Here is a 13,911-nt window from a genome sequence, read left to right as displayed (position 1 = left end):
GGCTGATTGGGTCGTTTAATTATTGTAAAAAAGTTTCAGAAAAATATGCGTTATAGTATAAAATAGATAATTTATATTAGATAATTTTCATAATTATTACAATTTATTAAGAATAGTTATCAATTTCATTTTTATTTATTGCGATACAATGGTTAAAAAATAATAACAAAACATAAGGATGAAAAAGATTGTTAAAGTTTTTTAAAAAAAAGTATTTATTCATAGCCGTCATTACTTTTGCAATTATTTATATTACAAAAATAATTTTTTTCTCTTCGCAAACGACAGTTAATTATATTACGTCACCAGCAACAAAAGGCAATATTGAAAAAACAGTCCTAGCAGATGGGACAATTAGTGCATTTAAACAAGTCAGTGTTGGTGCTCAAGTTTCGGGTCAAATTAAAAAGCTTTATGTTGAATTGGGTGATGAAGTTAAACAAGGCGATATGATTGCCGAGATTGACGATCTTAAACAAAGTAATGATTTAAAACAATCAGAAGCATCACTCAATAGTTTAGAAGCACAGCGTGAAGCTAAAAAAGCGAAATTAATTAACTATCAATTAACTTATGATCGCCATCGCAAGTTAGTTAATAAAGGCGTTGGTGCTCAATCTGATTTGGATGCAGCAAAAGCCGAGCTTGATGTAATTAAAGCCGATATTGCAGCACTTGATGCCGATATTGTTAAAGCACAAGTTGCTGTAGATACAGCGAAAGTGAACTTAGGATATACTAAAATTCGCTCACCTATTGATGGTGTAATTGTCGCAATTCCAGTCGATGAAGGGCAAACAGTTAACTCCGTGCAAAGTGCACCAACCATAGTTAAAGTAGCTCAGCTTGATAAAATGACCATTGAGGCACAAATTTCTGAAGCTGATGTGGTTAATGTTAAAAAAGGAATGCCAGTTTATTTTACTATTTTAGGTCAACCTAATAGGCGTTTTGATGGTTTAACTCTGCGCGCAATCGAGCCTGCGCCAGACTCGATTAATACAGAGGCAACCTCGTCAAGCTCATCATCCACAAAAAGTGCAATTTATTACAATGGGTTATTTGATGTGGATAATCCCGATCATATTTTAAGAATTTCAATGACAGCGCAAGTTTATATCGTTTTGTCCGAAGCAAAAGATGTGCTAACTATTCCTTCTCAAGCAATCCAAAAAAAATTAGACAAAAACAAAGCGGTTATTTATCTGTTAAATAAATATAAAGAAATTGAAGAGCGTGAGGTTATTTTGGGTGCCGATAACAATATCAATGTTGAAATAAAATCAGGTATTAAAGAAGGTGATATTGTTGTGGTCAGTAGTGCTAATGGCGCTTCAATAGGCAATAATGCAAGATCACCAAGGATTCGATTCTAACATGGGGAATAATATACCGCTTATCAAGCTTGAGAATATTGTTCGTGAGTTTCCTGCAGGAGATTCAACCATACAAGTTCTTAAAGGCATCAATCTGACAATTAATGCTGGTGAAATGGTAGCTATTATTGGGGCTTCAGGATCTGGAAAGTCCACTTTGATGAATATTTTAGGCTGCCTAGATAAACCAACCTCAGGGACTTACTCTATTAGTGGACGCGCAACAAGGAAGTTATCCCTTGATGAGCTAGCTGAATTACGTCGTGAGCATTTTGGCTTTATCTTTCAACGTTATCATTTATTAAATGCACTAACCGCACGTGGAAATGTAGAAATTCCTGCTATTTATGCGGGTATTACCAGCGAGCAACGACAAAAAAGAGCGAATGAAATTTTAACCCGTTTAGGGCTTGCCGACAAAATAGATAATAAACCTAGCCAGTTATCGGGAGGACAGCAACAACGAGTCAGTATTGGTCGAGCTCTAATTAATGGTGGACAAATTATTTTAGCTGATGAACCAACAGGAGCCCTCGATCGTAAAAGTGGTTTAGAAGTGATGGCAATATTACAAGAATTACACCAACAAGGTCACACGGTTATTATTGTTACTCACGATACAAATATTGCTAAAAGTGCCCAGCGAGTTGTTGAAATTAGTGACGGGAATATTGTTTCTGATTCAATTAACCAAAATTACCAATCTGAACAAAATTGCAATGCTAATCGCCAAGTTAAGCAGATCGAAGCGACTAAAACGCAAGATAATTTCTGGGCAAAATATTATCGTTTTCGTGATGCGTTTAAAATGGCTATTTTATCGATGGTCTCACAACGGTTACGAACTATTTTAACTATGTTAGGTATTATAATTGGTATTGCCTCTGTGGTGTCAGTTGTTGCGTTAGGTCAAGGTACCAAACAAAAAATTTTATCTAATATTAATTCATTAGGAACGAGTACTTTAGAAATTTATGCCGGATCGGGATTTGGTGATCGCAATGCGGATAAAATCACTACATTGCGCTCATCTGATGCGGATTTTTTAGCTCAACAAAGCTTTGTTCATAGTACGACCCCAAACCTTGCAACCAGTGTCTATTTTCGAATTAACAACCTTGCTGTAATAGGAACTGTAAATGGTGTTGGTGAGCAATTTTTTGCCGTTCGTGGCTATAATATTACACAGGGGAAATCTTTCGATGAAACAAGTATTATTGCTTCCACACAAGATGCGGTAATCGATGAAAATACGGTTAAACGATTATTTGCCAATCAAAATCCTATTGGAAAAATTTTAATGGTGGGACAATTACCAGTAAGAATAATTGGTATTGCTACCAAACAACAACAAGGGTTTGGTAGCAATGAGAGTTTAAATATTTGGTTACCTTATACCACAGTTATTAATCGTATGGTTGGGCAAACGTCATTAAAAAGTATTACGGTACGCGTTAACGATAATGTTGATCTATCGGTTGCTGAGCAAGCTATTAATCAAATTATGTTAAAAAGGCATGGCACAAAAGACTTTTATATTTTTAACTCAGACAATATACGAGAAACAATTAATTCCTCAACTTGGGTAATGACTCTATTGGTTTCAGCTATTGCGCTAATTTCACTTATTGTTGGCGGTATTGGGGTGATGAATATCATGTTAGTCTCGGTCACCGAAAGAACTCGCGAAATTGGTGTACGTATGGCGGTTGGTGCTCGTTCAAGTGATATACTACAACAATTTTTGATCGAAGCAGTATTAGTTTGCCTAATTGGTGGAACAATAGGTATTTTACTTTCATTTGCTATTGGGTTTGTTTTTAATGCTGTTGTTACGTCATTTGCTATGAGTTTTTCCATTCTTGCCATTATTGCCGCATTTAGTTGCTCCAGTATAATTGGCATTATCTTTGGCTACTTTCCAGCAAGACGAGCTGCTAAGCTTGATCCTATTCATGCTTTAGAAAGAGAATAATCATATTCTTATAATAAAAAATCCCTTTGCATAAAATAGCTATGCAAAGGGATGGTAATATTAGTACTAAACGCTTAACTTATCTATTAAAAATAATAAGTTATACTTTTAGTAAAAAATGATAACAATGATATATCATCACATTATTTTTTATCGGAATTTGTTTTTTGCTCTACTTTTGCATTAGGATCTAACCCAGCAACAAATGCAGTCACTCTTGCATAGTCATTAATAAATGCTTCATCACTAGTTATATTAAGTTGATTTGCTATGATAAAAAACTTACGATTAACAATAACAGTAGGAATAGACTCTGGTTTCATCTCTTTAATTGCACTTGCTTGTTGCGCCATAAAGGCTTTAACTAAAAAGCCATCTTTGGTTTTATCATACACTTCACCACTGATACCTAATTTTTCAAAAACCACTTTAATATCATCAGCTGTTTTTATTGTTTTATCTTTTTGAACTGCATTATAAAGTGCAACTGAAGCTTTATCTTCAATACCAAGGACATTCGCTACAGCCCACGCTTGCGCAAGCTCTTTAGCTAGTGGTCCAAAATCCTCTAAATGATAACGTTTAAATTTGACTCCCTCAGGTAAAGCTTTACCAATGGTGTGCGAACCTTGATTTTGAATTTCAAATCTAAAACAGCTTGGACAATTAAACGAAAAAAACTCTATAACTTCTTTGTCAGGTGAAGGGTTTGTTGGCAATGCAGCATATTGTTTGCCTAATTCGATCGGCTCTGGCGCAGTTGTGGTTGTTGATACTTCGGATTTAGTTGTTGTTTTACCTTCATCTGCAAAACAGTTTACAGAAAAAAGTGCAATACTAATTGCTATCAGCGTTTTTTTCATATTCATAATCCTCCTTATTCTTTTATAATTCCACGTGCTTTTAACAACGCAGATTTAAAATCTTCTTCATAATCTTTTTTTAGGCCTGGAATAGCTTCGCTCTTATCTGAGCCTCGCATTTTTAAATGATAAATTAAAACTTCGTCACTCAAGTCCTTTAATTCACCTTCAAACCCCGCTTCTTGACCCAATTTAGCTAAAAATTGTAATAGGTTAAGATCTGAATCACTTTCCCAAGCGGGTTGTAATAATTCCATTACTTCATCAATACGATGACATTTCATAATTAATACCTTTTTTAATCCTCAAAGCAATTGAAGATGATGATATAAAATTTAATTTACATATTAAAAACAGGCTGGTATATACTCAATTTCATGAATAATTGAGCTGCTATGTTTAAAATATGTATGCTAAAACTTAAAACAACTTTGTTATATAGTAATGTTATTTTGTTTTTTGGCAATGCAAAAGAGAAATAATTTATGAAAAGTGTACCAATTACTGCAATTATTCTAGCAGGAGGGCAAAGTTTACGAATGAATGGTGATGATAAAGGATTACTGTTGTTAAACGGAAAACCGCTTTACCAACATGTCATTAACCATATCAAACCTCAAGTTGACTCAATTATGATTAACTGCAATCGTAATACTAATCAATATCGAAAAGCTCAATACCCAGTATTTAGCGATGATCTAACTGGCTATTTAGGGCCATTATCTGGCATTTACAGTGGGTTATTACGTAGTGAAACAGATTGGAATTTATTTGTTAGTTGTGATACCCCTTTCCTACCAAATGATTTAATCGCGCGTTTAGCAATACATACTTCAAACAGCAAAGCAATCTACCCGTGTGATGGTCAGTATAATCACCCAACTATTTTGCTTATTCATAAAACAGTTATCCAAAAACTTAAATTGTATTTGGAACAAGGTAATCGTAAATTAATGTCATTTTTAGAACAAATTGATGCAAAATCCGTTGATTTTAATGATCAGACTTTTTGTTTTATTAATATCAATACGCCTGAAGAACTTAAACAAGCAAATCAAATAAAAAACTACTGAGATAGAAATAAGATAAGTATATCATCGGTATTAAGGCTATTTATCAATAGATAATATAGCCTTAATCATGGGGGCAGGTTATTTTATTTAAAGTAGTTCATATCAACGCCTAATCGCTATTTATTTGTTATGCCAACCATTTCTGAAATTGCTCAGCAAATAATTCTATTTCTTCATCTTGTGTGGACCATGAGGTGCAAAAACGCAAACCAATGTGTTTAGCATCAGTTTGTCCAAGATTATCTACGGCGTAATGAGCAAGAATTTTTTCAGCCAGTTGGATTGGACAATTAACAAATAGCTGATTACTTTGTGGTTTGGCGATAAATGTTAACCCTGCTTTCTCAAATAGTGTTTTTAATTTATCAGCCATCTCATTACTGTGCTTCCCTAACTCAAAATAAAGATTATTTTGCATTAATGCTTTAATTTGTATGGCAATAATCCAGCTTTTGGCTAAGATTGCTCCTTTTTGCTTCATGCTAAAACGAAAATCTTGATTAATGGAAAGATTATTAAATATCACCGCTTCACCAGCAAAAGCCCCCACTTTAGTTCCACCAATATAAAATACATCAGTATATTTTGCTAAATCAGGAAAAGTAATATCATTATCTTTTGCCGTTAATGCCATCGCTAATCTTGCACCATCTAAATAAAGATAAAGGTGATTTTTTTGGCAAAATTGATATAGTTTTTTGAGTTCTTGCTTGGTATATACCGTACCGAGTTCTGTCGTATTTGAGATATAGACAAGTTTAGGTTGTACCATATGCTCATCGCAATGATGAGTTAAAACAGGCTTAATCAATTCTGGTGTCAGTTTCCCATCTTCCGTTTGCACTGTTAACACTTTATGCCCTGTCGCCTCAATAGCGCCAGTTTCATGCACATTAATATGCCCTGTGTCAGTTGCAATAACCGCTTGATAAGGTCTTAATATATGTGAAATTACTGTTAAATTAGTAATAGTTCCTCCAGGCATAAAATGAATATCAGCCTTTGGTGATTTCAATTGTTTTTTTATGCTTTCTATTGCATGATCACAGATATCATCTAAACCATAACCACTCAATTTTTTATCAGCAATATCAATAAAATTTTTTAGTAAATGAGGGTGAACCGTTTGATTATAATCATTCAAAAAATCGTACATATAACGCTCCTTCTCCAACAGGCATTGTATAAAATAGTGTAATATTACCTAATCTTCAATATAGCACATTAGAGTAAAGAATCGATGAACAACCGGAAAATTATTGGGATTTGTGGTTATAGTGGTAACGGCAAAACAACTTTACTAAAAAAGATCATTGAATTATTCGTTGAACAAGGTTTTACTATTGGTTCATTAAAACATGCGCACCATAACATTGAGTTTGATATTCCTGGTAAAGATAGTTATGAATTGCGAAAAGCTGGATCTTTGCAAACAATTATTGCATGTAATAATCGTTATGCAATGATTCAAGAAACACCGAATAAACCAGCAGATTTAATCACGCTCATTAATCAATTTAATGATGTTGATATTATATTGATTGAAGGATTTAAAGACGAAAATATTCCTAAAATCATTTGTCATCGTCAAGCAAATAAAAAGCCCCTCTATATAGATGAGTTTACAATAGCGATAGCCAGTGATGAACCATTAGATGTTTCTGTGCCTATTTTTGATATCAATCAACCAATTCAAATTGTTGATTTTATAAAAAGATATTTATTTAAACAATAATATATCGTATCTTATCTACCTTTTTACTTTATATTATATAAAATTAGCATGATTCGTTTATTAAAAAAAATTCTAGCCATTGCCAAAAAGGTAATAATCGGACTAATGCTACTATCTGTTTTTTCAACTTTAGTTATGCGTTGGTGGAATCCTCCATATGGGTCTATGTTAATGATAGAACGTAAAGTCATGCATTGGAATATACCTCAACAACGAGTTTGGAAAGATTGGAATGAAATTTCGGACAATATTAAAATTGCCGTAATAGCCTCAGAAGATCAAAATTTTGCTGTGCATTGGGGATTTGATTTTAATGCTATTCGCATCGCCTTAGATCATAATCAAAATAGCAAAAAAATCAAAGGAGCTAGCACAATCACTCAGCAAGTTGCTAAAAATATCTTTTTATGGCCATCTCGTAGCTGGATTCGCAAAGGTGTTGAGTCTTGGTTTACATTGTGGATAGAACTATTTTGGCCCAAAAAACGTATACTGGAAATCTATTTAAATTGTGCTGAATGGGGAGAGGGTATTTTTGGTATTGAAGCCGCCGCTCAGCACTATTTTAATGTTAGTGCTAATCAGTTAACTGCAAAGCAAGCAAGTTTACTTGCAGCAATATTACCTAACCCAAGGCGTTGGAGTCCAACAATAGCAAGTGAACGGGTACAAAAAAGAGCTAAATGGATTTATAACCAAATGAATAATTTGGGTAATAAAAATTATCTAAAAAAGCTAAAATAGCGTTTATTGTTAGATAAATGTCTTAATAAATTCAGGAACAATTTTACTTGCAGGTCCATAAATTTTTGTTTGGAATAAATTTTGTTTAAAGCTAGGCTCTAAATTCAGTTCAATGGTTTTAGCACCAGATTGATTTGCAATCTGAACAAACCCCGCTGCTGGATAAACATTCCCTGATGTACCTATTGAAATAAAATAATCTGTTTGTAACAGTGCGTCATGGATAGCATCCATTTGTAATGGAATCTCTCCAAACCAAACAATATGTGGGCGGATTAATGTATTTTGTGCATAATCGATATCTTTATTACAATCAATAATCTGCCCTGTTTTTTCATTACGAACTTTTAATAACTCACCATGCATGTGAATAATATTTTTTGATCCAGCTTGTTCATGCAAATTATCTACATTTTGTGTCACAATTAATACGTTATCAAAACCTAACTTTTGTTCTAGTTCTGCCAATGCAAAATGTGCAGCATTGGGTTTTACATTAGGATCTTGTAATTTATTACGCAACATATTATAAAATTGATGAACAGCAATCGGATCTCGAATATATCCCTCATAGGTTGCAACATCATCTACATTATACCCTTCCCACAATCCATTTTGTGCACGGAACGTTGATAATCCAGATTCAGCTGAAATACCTGCGCCAGTTAAAATGACAATTTTAGGTGCTTTCATAATTGTATATATACCTTCGCTATTTAATTATTTTGCTATAAATTAAACATCTATAGTGCTTATCGTGTGATTAAAAAAATAATTAGGATTATTGCTTATATTCAGTTGTAAAAATCTGTAATGCTGGCTTATTTAGTTTTTGATATTGGCTATAAGCGCTTGCTACCTTTTGGCGGGTAACTTCTTTTGGTTCAACTTTTAGCCAGCTATCAATCATTGCATAAACGCTATATGCTTCAGGTGCCATTCGGTGCATAGTTAAAATCAGTGGCGTAATACCTAAACGAGATAGCGGTGGTGAAAAATATTGCTGACTTTTGCATGCAAATACTGCTGCATAACGCGATTTTTGTTTTGCCTGTTGCTCTTTTGAGAGTGTTTCCCATCGCCAGCTATCAGGTAAATATTTACGCCATGACCATTCCATTAACGAATCATGACCAATATAAACAACTAAGTCAGCCTTGCCTCCAACAATAACTTTTTTATCACCAAACAAATAGGATTGCTCTTTTTTACCAGCAGCATAATCTAGAAAATCATTGACAGTATCATCTATATATTTACCATTATATGCTTGCGCTATGATATAAACATCTTGATTTTGATGTTTATAAATTATTTCTTCTAATATTTTATCATTGCTTGGCCGATTAATTTTTATAACTTGCCACTCTTTTTGTTTTGCAAAATAGGTTTTAAAACCATAAGCGGCTCCCCAATAAAGATTACTTTTTGGATCTTGTCCATTACCTATAGCTTTTGGAACAGGAACAATCTTTTGGTATTTGTTATCACATAGTGCAACAAGAACATGGATAACTTTTGGTTTAGCTAAACATGAAAAAGAAAACATTAACCATATAATGGGTATAAAAAATAAGAAGGAAGTAATTTTCTTCATTAAAAAATCACATCTTTATTAATAATCAAAAATTAATCTTTCATACTATATCATTTTTTTTATTATAAAAATCCATAATATTATTTTATTTAATAAGTTATGTAAGATTAAATCTCAATACTTTATATGATCCTAGCCAAAATATTAAATAGTATCCGCCTTTACAATAGACTTAATGTATTAACCCGTACACCATAAGGTATAGCTTGCAGCAAAAGGATTCATGTTATTATTTCTTATCATTTTTTCAAAATAAAAACTTCAATAAAATCAATGGTTTTTCTGACTGATTTTTATTGTACTAGAACTTAATTTGAATGGACATACCGTATTGGTTGTCTCTATACGGTTTAAGATGACCTAATCATATGAATAATTTTATTATATATTTTTTCAATCCAAACAATTGAGTAATGACAACACAATAAGTTTACTGGAAATATGGCGAAATTAAGGGTAATAGCTGATGGTATAAATAGATAGATTATAATAATATCTACATTCAGGGCTGATGATCTATGATAATTTTCCACAATGAATGGACAGGTAATCCATAAGATAAAACTTATTAAAATACCAACAATCATCCCACAAAAAACTAAACCTGATGGTCGTTTTATTTAATATAACGATTGAAATAATAATAAAACAGCAATAACACAAACCATAAAATAGTAAATAATAAGACTCAGGTGTACCGTGTTTCCTGATAAAGTGATAACACTATCGATAACTTAGTAATCCCCCTATAAAATTAACCAACAATATAACAACTAGCTTAATCATTTTCATTGGTTTAGCCTTTTTTATCATCAATTTCTTTGACTTGTTTATCTAAACCAGAAGGCCAAATATGAAGCTCTTGCTTCCCCCCTTTTTATTGATATCACAGCGGTGGCATTTATCCATTTTGGGGGCGAGGATTAATATAACAAATAGTGTATTAACAATACACGTTTATGATAAGCTAACTCACTATAAAATAATTAAATTAAATAATTATGTGAAAACAATAAGTTTAATTGAAGAGGTAAGTTGGGCAAGGGCAAAAACTTATTAGCCAGTTATCAATCGAACTATTGTTAAATTATTAAGTGGTTATATTCTGCCAAAGATAAGAAATGAATGAATTGAGGTAATAAGATGAAAAAGTTTTCTATACTAATATTGTTAATGTTGTGCCCATTAGCCTCTTTTGCTAAAGGACCTAATTGTTATTCTTGGCCGATGAATATGACTTTGGCTTGGATGAAAAACGAGAACATAGTCGATATTCGAAAGTTAGATGAATCTAAAACTAAAATAACACAGTTGGTATCAGAAGAAATAAAAAAAGGGGTGTATACGCAAATATATAACTTTGTTTTTTATGATACACATGGTAATAGCTACCAAGTTATTACCAAAAGCCAAGCATCATATGAAGAATGTTCAATCAGTGATGTGAATAAATATCTAATATCCAAAAGTCAAGTTCATTAGTAGCTTATCTAATAATAGGCAAGTAAATTTGGCATTTTAGCGTGTTTTTAGTCAATGATAAAAATAATATAATTTAAAAAAAGAATAATTTAAGGTAATTATATGAAAAAGCTTTCTTTAGTAATATTGTTAATATTATGCCCAATGCTATCTTTTGCTAAAGGGCCAGATTGCCATACTCGCGCTTTGGATAAGGCTAAGGAGTGGTTGAAAAATAGTAATATAGTGGAGATTGAAAACTTGAATCAATCAAAATTGAGAATAACCCTTTTAGCATCTGAACAGAAAAGTAAGGATTTATATACGCAAATTTACCATTTTGTTTTTTATGATAATAAAAATAAAGCTTATGAAGTTATCACCAAAAGTGAAGCTTCTAATAAAGACTGCTCAATAGGTGAAGTTGATAGTTATTTAGTATCAAAACGCCAAATTGATTATTTTGATTAATGGATCAGATTGCCAAAGATTTCAAAATTTATTTAATGAATTGATACTGTAGCTTTACAAGTTAGCTATACAGAATAAGGAAAACAAAATTAAGGTTATAACATGAAAAAAATTATTTTAATTATTGGGCTAATATTACCAGCTATCTCTTTTGCTAAAGTACCTAATTGTTCAAATCAGTTTATGAACGATGCACTAAGGCAGATGCAATATGTTGGTATCGTTGATATGGGAAATTTAGATCCGTCCAAAACCAAAGTCACCTTATTGGCTTCAGAAAAGAAGAAAAATACAAATACTACAATAAAAAAACAGTATATATATACACAAGTTTATCATTTTGTTTTCTATGATGATGATGGTAACAGTTATCAAGCCATAACGAAAAATGACGCTGTAGAGGCTAATGAAAATGATATTTATGATTCTTGCTCTGCTGGATTGGGTGTAGTTTACTTTGTTTCAAAAACTGTTGAATAACTACCCTTGTTACTTTACGAAAACAGCTAAGTAGTAGGTATAACCCTAATTTTCCTATATTTAAATAAAAAAGAAATTTTAAGTTATTGCGAGTTTTCTATTAAAAAGTTTTAGAAAAATGTAGGTTTCAGTATCAATTTAATAAGAAAATAATACTGAAGAGTATTGAAAGAAAACTAACGCTTAACATTTGGAACGCTAAAATTAAAAAGGTTACTCAGCAATTCTATCCAGTAACCTTTTTCGTGCACTACAACATAAAAAGCAAATTATTGGCCGACACGGCGAGTTAATTCAATAACACGAATTTTTGCTAATGCCTTAGATAGTTCGGCAGATGCTTGAGCAAATGACACATCATCACTTAGGTGATTAATATGTTCCTGCGCTTGCCTTACCGCTTCTTGTGCTCTTGCTTCATCTAAGTCTTCACCGCGAATAGCAGTATCTGCTAAGATGGTTACGATGTTAGGTTGAACTTCTAAAATACCACCAGACAGATAGATAAACTCTTCTTCGCCATTCGTTTTCACAATACCAACCATACCCGGTTTTATTGTTGTGAGTAAAGGTGTATGACCAGGATAAATCCCGAGCTCGCCTTCTTGACCAGTTACTCTGATTCGCTGAACATCACCTGAAAATAGGTGAGATTCAGCACTAACAACTTCTAATTGATAGGAAGTTAGTGCCATATTACTATCTCCGTTAATACGATCTGCTCAATGAATCTCCTAGAGAGATTTTGCTTTCTCAATCGCTTCATCAATTGAACCAACCATATAGAACGCTTGTTCTGGTATATGGTCATAATCGCCTTTCATGATACCCGTAAATGCACTTATCGTATCTTTCAATGATACATATTTACCTGGTGAACCAGTAAATACTTCTGCAACAAAGAATGGTTGAGATAAGAAGCGTTGAATCTTACGCGCACGAGCAACAATTAATTTATCTTCTTCTGATAACTCGTCCATGCCAAGAATCGCAATAATATCTTTTAATTCTTGATAACGTTGCAAAATCGATTGAACACCACGGGCACAATCATAGTGCTCTTGACCAACCACTAAAGGATCTAATTGACGGCTGGTTGAATCCAATGGATCCACCGCTGGATAGATACCTAATGAGGCGATTTGTCGGCTCAATACGATTGTTGCATCTAAGTGAGCAAATGTTGTTGCTGGTGATGGGTCAGTCAAGTCATCTGCTGGTACATATACAGCTTGGATTGAAGTAATTGAACCAGTTTTAGTTGAAGTGATACGCTCTTGTAGTAAGCCCATTTCTTCGGCTAATGTCGGTTGATAACCTACAGCCGATGGCATACGACCTAATAATGCAGATACTTCGGTACCAGCTAAGGTATAACGATAAATATTATCGATGAATAATAATACATCTTTACCTTCATCGCGGAATTTTTCTGCCATGGTTAAACCAGTTAACGCAACGCGCAAACGGTTTCCTGGTGGCTCATTCATCTGACCATAAACTAACGATACTTTATCAAGCACGTTTGATTCTTTCATTTCGTGATAAAAGTCATTACCTTCACGAGTACGTTCACCTACACCTGTAAATACTGAGTAACCAGAGTGTTCGATAGCGATGTTACGGATTAACTCCATCATATTAACGGTTTTACCCACACCAGCACCACCGAATAGACCCACTTTACCCCCTTTAGCAAATGGGCAAATTAAATCAATAACTTTAATACCTGTTTCAAGTAATTCAGTTGAGTTTGCAAGTTCTTCATAAGTCGGTGCTGCGCGGTGGATAGCCCAACGCTCTTCTTCCCCAATTGGACCTGCTTTATCAACCGGATCACCAAGTACGTTCATGATACGCCCCAGTGTTTTAGTCCCCACTGGTACTTCAATGCCGTGACCAGTGTTTACCACTTTAAGTCCACGTCTTAAACCATCAGATGATCCCATCGCAATACAACAAACAACGCCACCACCTAATTGTTGTTGAACTTCCAGAACTAATTTTTCAGTGCCAGTTTCCACTTCTAATGCGTCATATACCTTTGGTACTGCATCTTCGGGGAATTCGACATCAACCACCGCACCGATGATCTGGACAATCTTTCCAGTAGCCATTTTTAATCCTCTACGTCTT

General features: G+C 33.5%; 15 protein-coding genes. 8 read left to right on the top strand and 7 right to left on the bottom strand.

Features of this window, described 5'->3' with window-relative positions:
* Positions 1-188 precede the first annotated feature (188 nt).
* Both A9G42_RS12495 and A9G42_RS12490 read left to right on the top strand, forming a co-directional pair.
* Positions 189-1,376 (top strand): efflux RND transporter periplasmic adaptor subunit, encoded by a 1,188-nt coding sequence (locus tag A9G42_RS12495; protein ID WP_065583230.1) that lies wholly within the window; start codon positions 189-191, stop codon positions 1,374-1,376.
* A gap of 1 nt (position 1,377) precedes the next feature.
* Complete coding sequence (locus A9G42_RS12490) at positions 1,378-3,351, top strand: MacB family efflux pump subunit (RefSeq protein ID WP_065653577.1); 1,974 nt, start codon at positions 1,378-1,380, stop codon at positions 3,349-3,351.
* Positions 3,352-3,494: 143 nt separating this feature from the next.
* Here A9G42_RS12490 and A9G42_RS12485 read toward each other — a convergent pair whose 3' ends face one another.
* Both A9G42_RS12485 and A9G42_RS12480 read right to left on the bottom strand, forming a co-directional pair.
* Positions 3,495-4,220, bottom strand: coding sequence for a thioredoxin domain-containing protein (locus A9G42_RS12485; RefSeq protein WP_065583232.1), 726 nt, complete (start codon positions 4,218-4,220; stop codon positions 3,495-3,497).
* Between the two features lie 8 nt (positions 4,221-4,228).
* Positions 4,229-4,498, bottom strand: coding sequence for a YihD family protein (locus tag A9G42_RS12480; protein WP_065568369.1), 270 nt, complete (start codon positions 4,496-4,498; stop codon positions 4,229-4,231).
* A 201-nt stretch (positions 4,499-4,699) separates the two neighbouring features.
* On the opposite strand from A9G42_RS12480, the gene mobA reads away from it, so the two are divergent.
* Complete coding sequence (mobA, locus tag A9G42_RS12475) at positions 4,700-5,287, top strand: molybdenum cofactor guanylyltransferase MobA (RefSeq protein WP_065653576.1); 588 nt, start codon at positions 4,700-4,702, stop codon at positions 5,285-5,287.
* A 127-nt stretch (positions 5,288-5,414) separates the two neighbouring features.
* On the opposite strand, the gene A9G42_RS12470 is transcribed toward mobA, so the two are convergent.
* A complete protein-coding gene (locus tag A9G42_RS12470) occupies positions 5,415-6,443 on the bottom strand; it encodes a threonine aldolase family protein (protein ID WP_065583234.1) in 1,029 nt (342 codons plus the stop codon).
* Positions 6,444-6,527: 84 nt separating this feature from the next.
* On the opposite strand from A9G42_RS12470, the gene mobB reads away from it, so the two are divergent.
* Positions 6,528-7,022, top strand: a complete 495-nt coding sequence (gene mobB / locus A9G42_RS12465; RefSeq protein WP_065568366.1) for a molybdopterin-guanine dinucleotide biosynthesis protein B — start codon at positions 6,528-6,530, stop codon at positions 7,020-7,022.
* Between the two features lie 48 nt (positions 7,023-7,070).
* Entirely contained in the window at positions 7,071-7,766 is a 696-nt protein-coding gene (gene mtgA / locus A9G42_RS12460; RefSeq protein ID WP_065583235.1) for a monofunctional biosynthetic peptidoglycan transglycosylase, read from the top strand.
* A gap of 9 nt (positions 7,767-7,775) precedes the next feature.
* Here the strand turns inward: mtgA and cobB are convergent, their stop codons facing one another.
* Positions 7,776-8,459: a Sir2 family NAD+-dependent deacetylase gene (cobB, locus tag A9G42_RS12455; RefSeq protein ID WP_065583236.1), complete on the bottom strand. Its 684-nt coding sequence runs from the start codon at positions 8,457-8,459 to the stop codon at positions 7,776-7,778.
* A gap of 88 nt (positions 8,460-8,547) precedes the next feature.
* Entirely contained in the window at positions 8,548-9,363 is an 816-nt protein-coding gene (locus A9G42_RS12450) for a hypothetical protein (RefSeq protein ID WP_141675264.1), read from the bottom strand.
* 1,143 nt (positions 9,364-10,506) lie between these two features.
* Here A9G42_RS12450 and A9G42_RS12445 point away from each other — a divergent pair.
* From A9G42_RS12445 to A9G42_RS12435, 3 genes are all read left to right on the top strand, one after another.
* Positions 10,507-10,845, top strand: coding sequence for a hypothetical protein (locus tag A9G42_RS12445; RefSeq protein WP_065568362.1), 339 nt, complete (start codon positions 10,507-10,509; stop codon positions 10,843-10,845).
* 102 nt (positions 10,846-10,947) lie between these two features.
* On the top strand, positions 10,948-11,295 hold the full coding sequence (locus A9G42_RS12440) for a hypothetical protein (protein ID WP_065579508.1): 348 nt from the start codon (positions 10,948-10,950) through the stop codon (positions 11,293-11,295).
* 102 nt (positions 11,296-11,397) lie between these two features.
* Positions 11,398-11,775, top strand: a complete 378-nt coding sequence (locus tag A9G42_RS12435) for a hypothetical protein (protein WP_065583238.1) — start codon at positions 11,398-11,400, stop codon at positions 11,773-11,775.
* A 269-nt stretch (positions 11,776-12,044) separates the two neighbouring features.
* Here the strand turns inward: A9G42_RS12435 and A9G42_RS12430 are convergent, their stop codons facing one another.
* Both A9G42_RS12430 and atpD read right to left on the bottom strand, forming a co-directional pair.
* Positions 12,045-12,470 carry a F0F1 ATP synthase subunit epsilon gene (locus tag A9G42_RS12430; RefSeq protein WP_065568359.1) on the bottom strand — a complete coding sequence of 142 codons (426 nt, stop codon included), beginning with the start codon at positions 12,468-12,470 and terminating at the stop codon, positions 12,045-12,047.
* A gap of 39 nt (positions 12,471-12,509) precedes the next feature.
* Positions 12,510-13,892 carry a F0F1 ATP synthase subunit beta gene (gene atpD, locus A9G42_RS12425; protein WP_065653575.1) on the bottom strand — a complete coding sequence of 461 codons (1,383 nt, stop codon included), beginning with the start codon at positions 13,890-13,892 and terminating at the stop codon, positions 12,510-12,512.
* Positions 13,893-13,911: the final 19 nt, after the last annotated feature.

Origin of the sequence: Gilliamella sp. Nev6-6 (assembly GCF_001690605.1) — a bacterium.
GTDB classification, from domain to species: domain Bacteria; phylum Pseudomonadota; class Gammaproteobacteria; order Enterobacterales; family Orbaceae; genus Gilliamella; species Gilliamella apicola_C.
The sequence above is the reverse complement of the archived record's forward strand: the minus strand, read 5'-3'. Positions and strand labels throughout refer to the sequence as shown.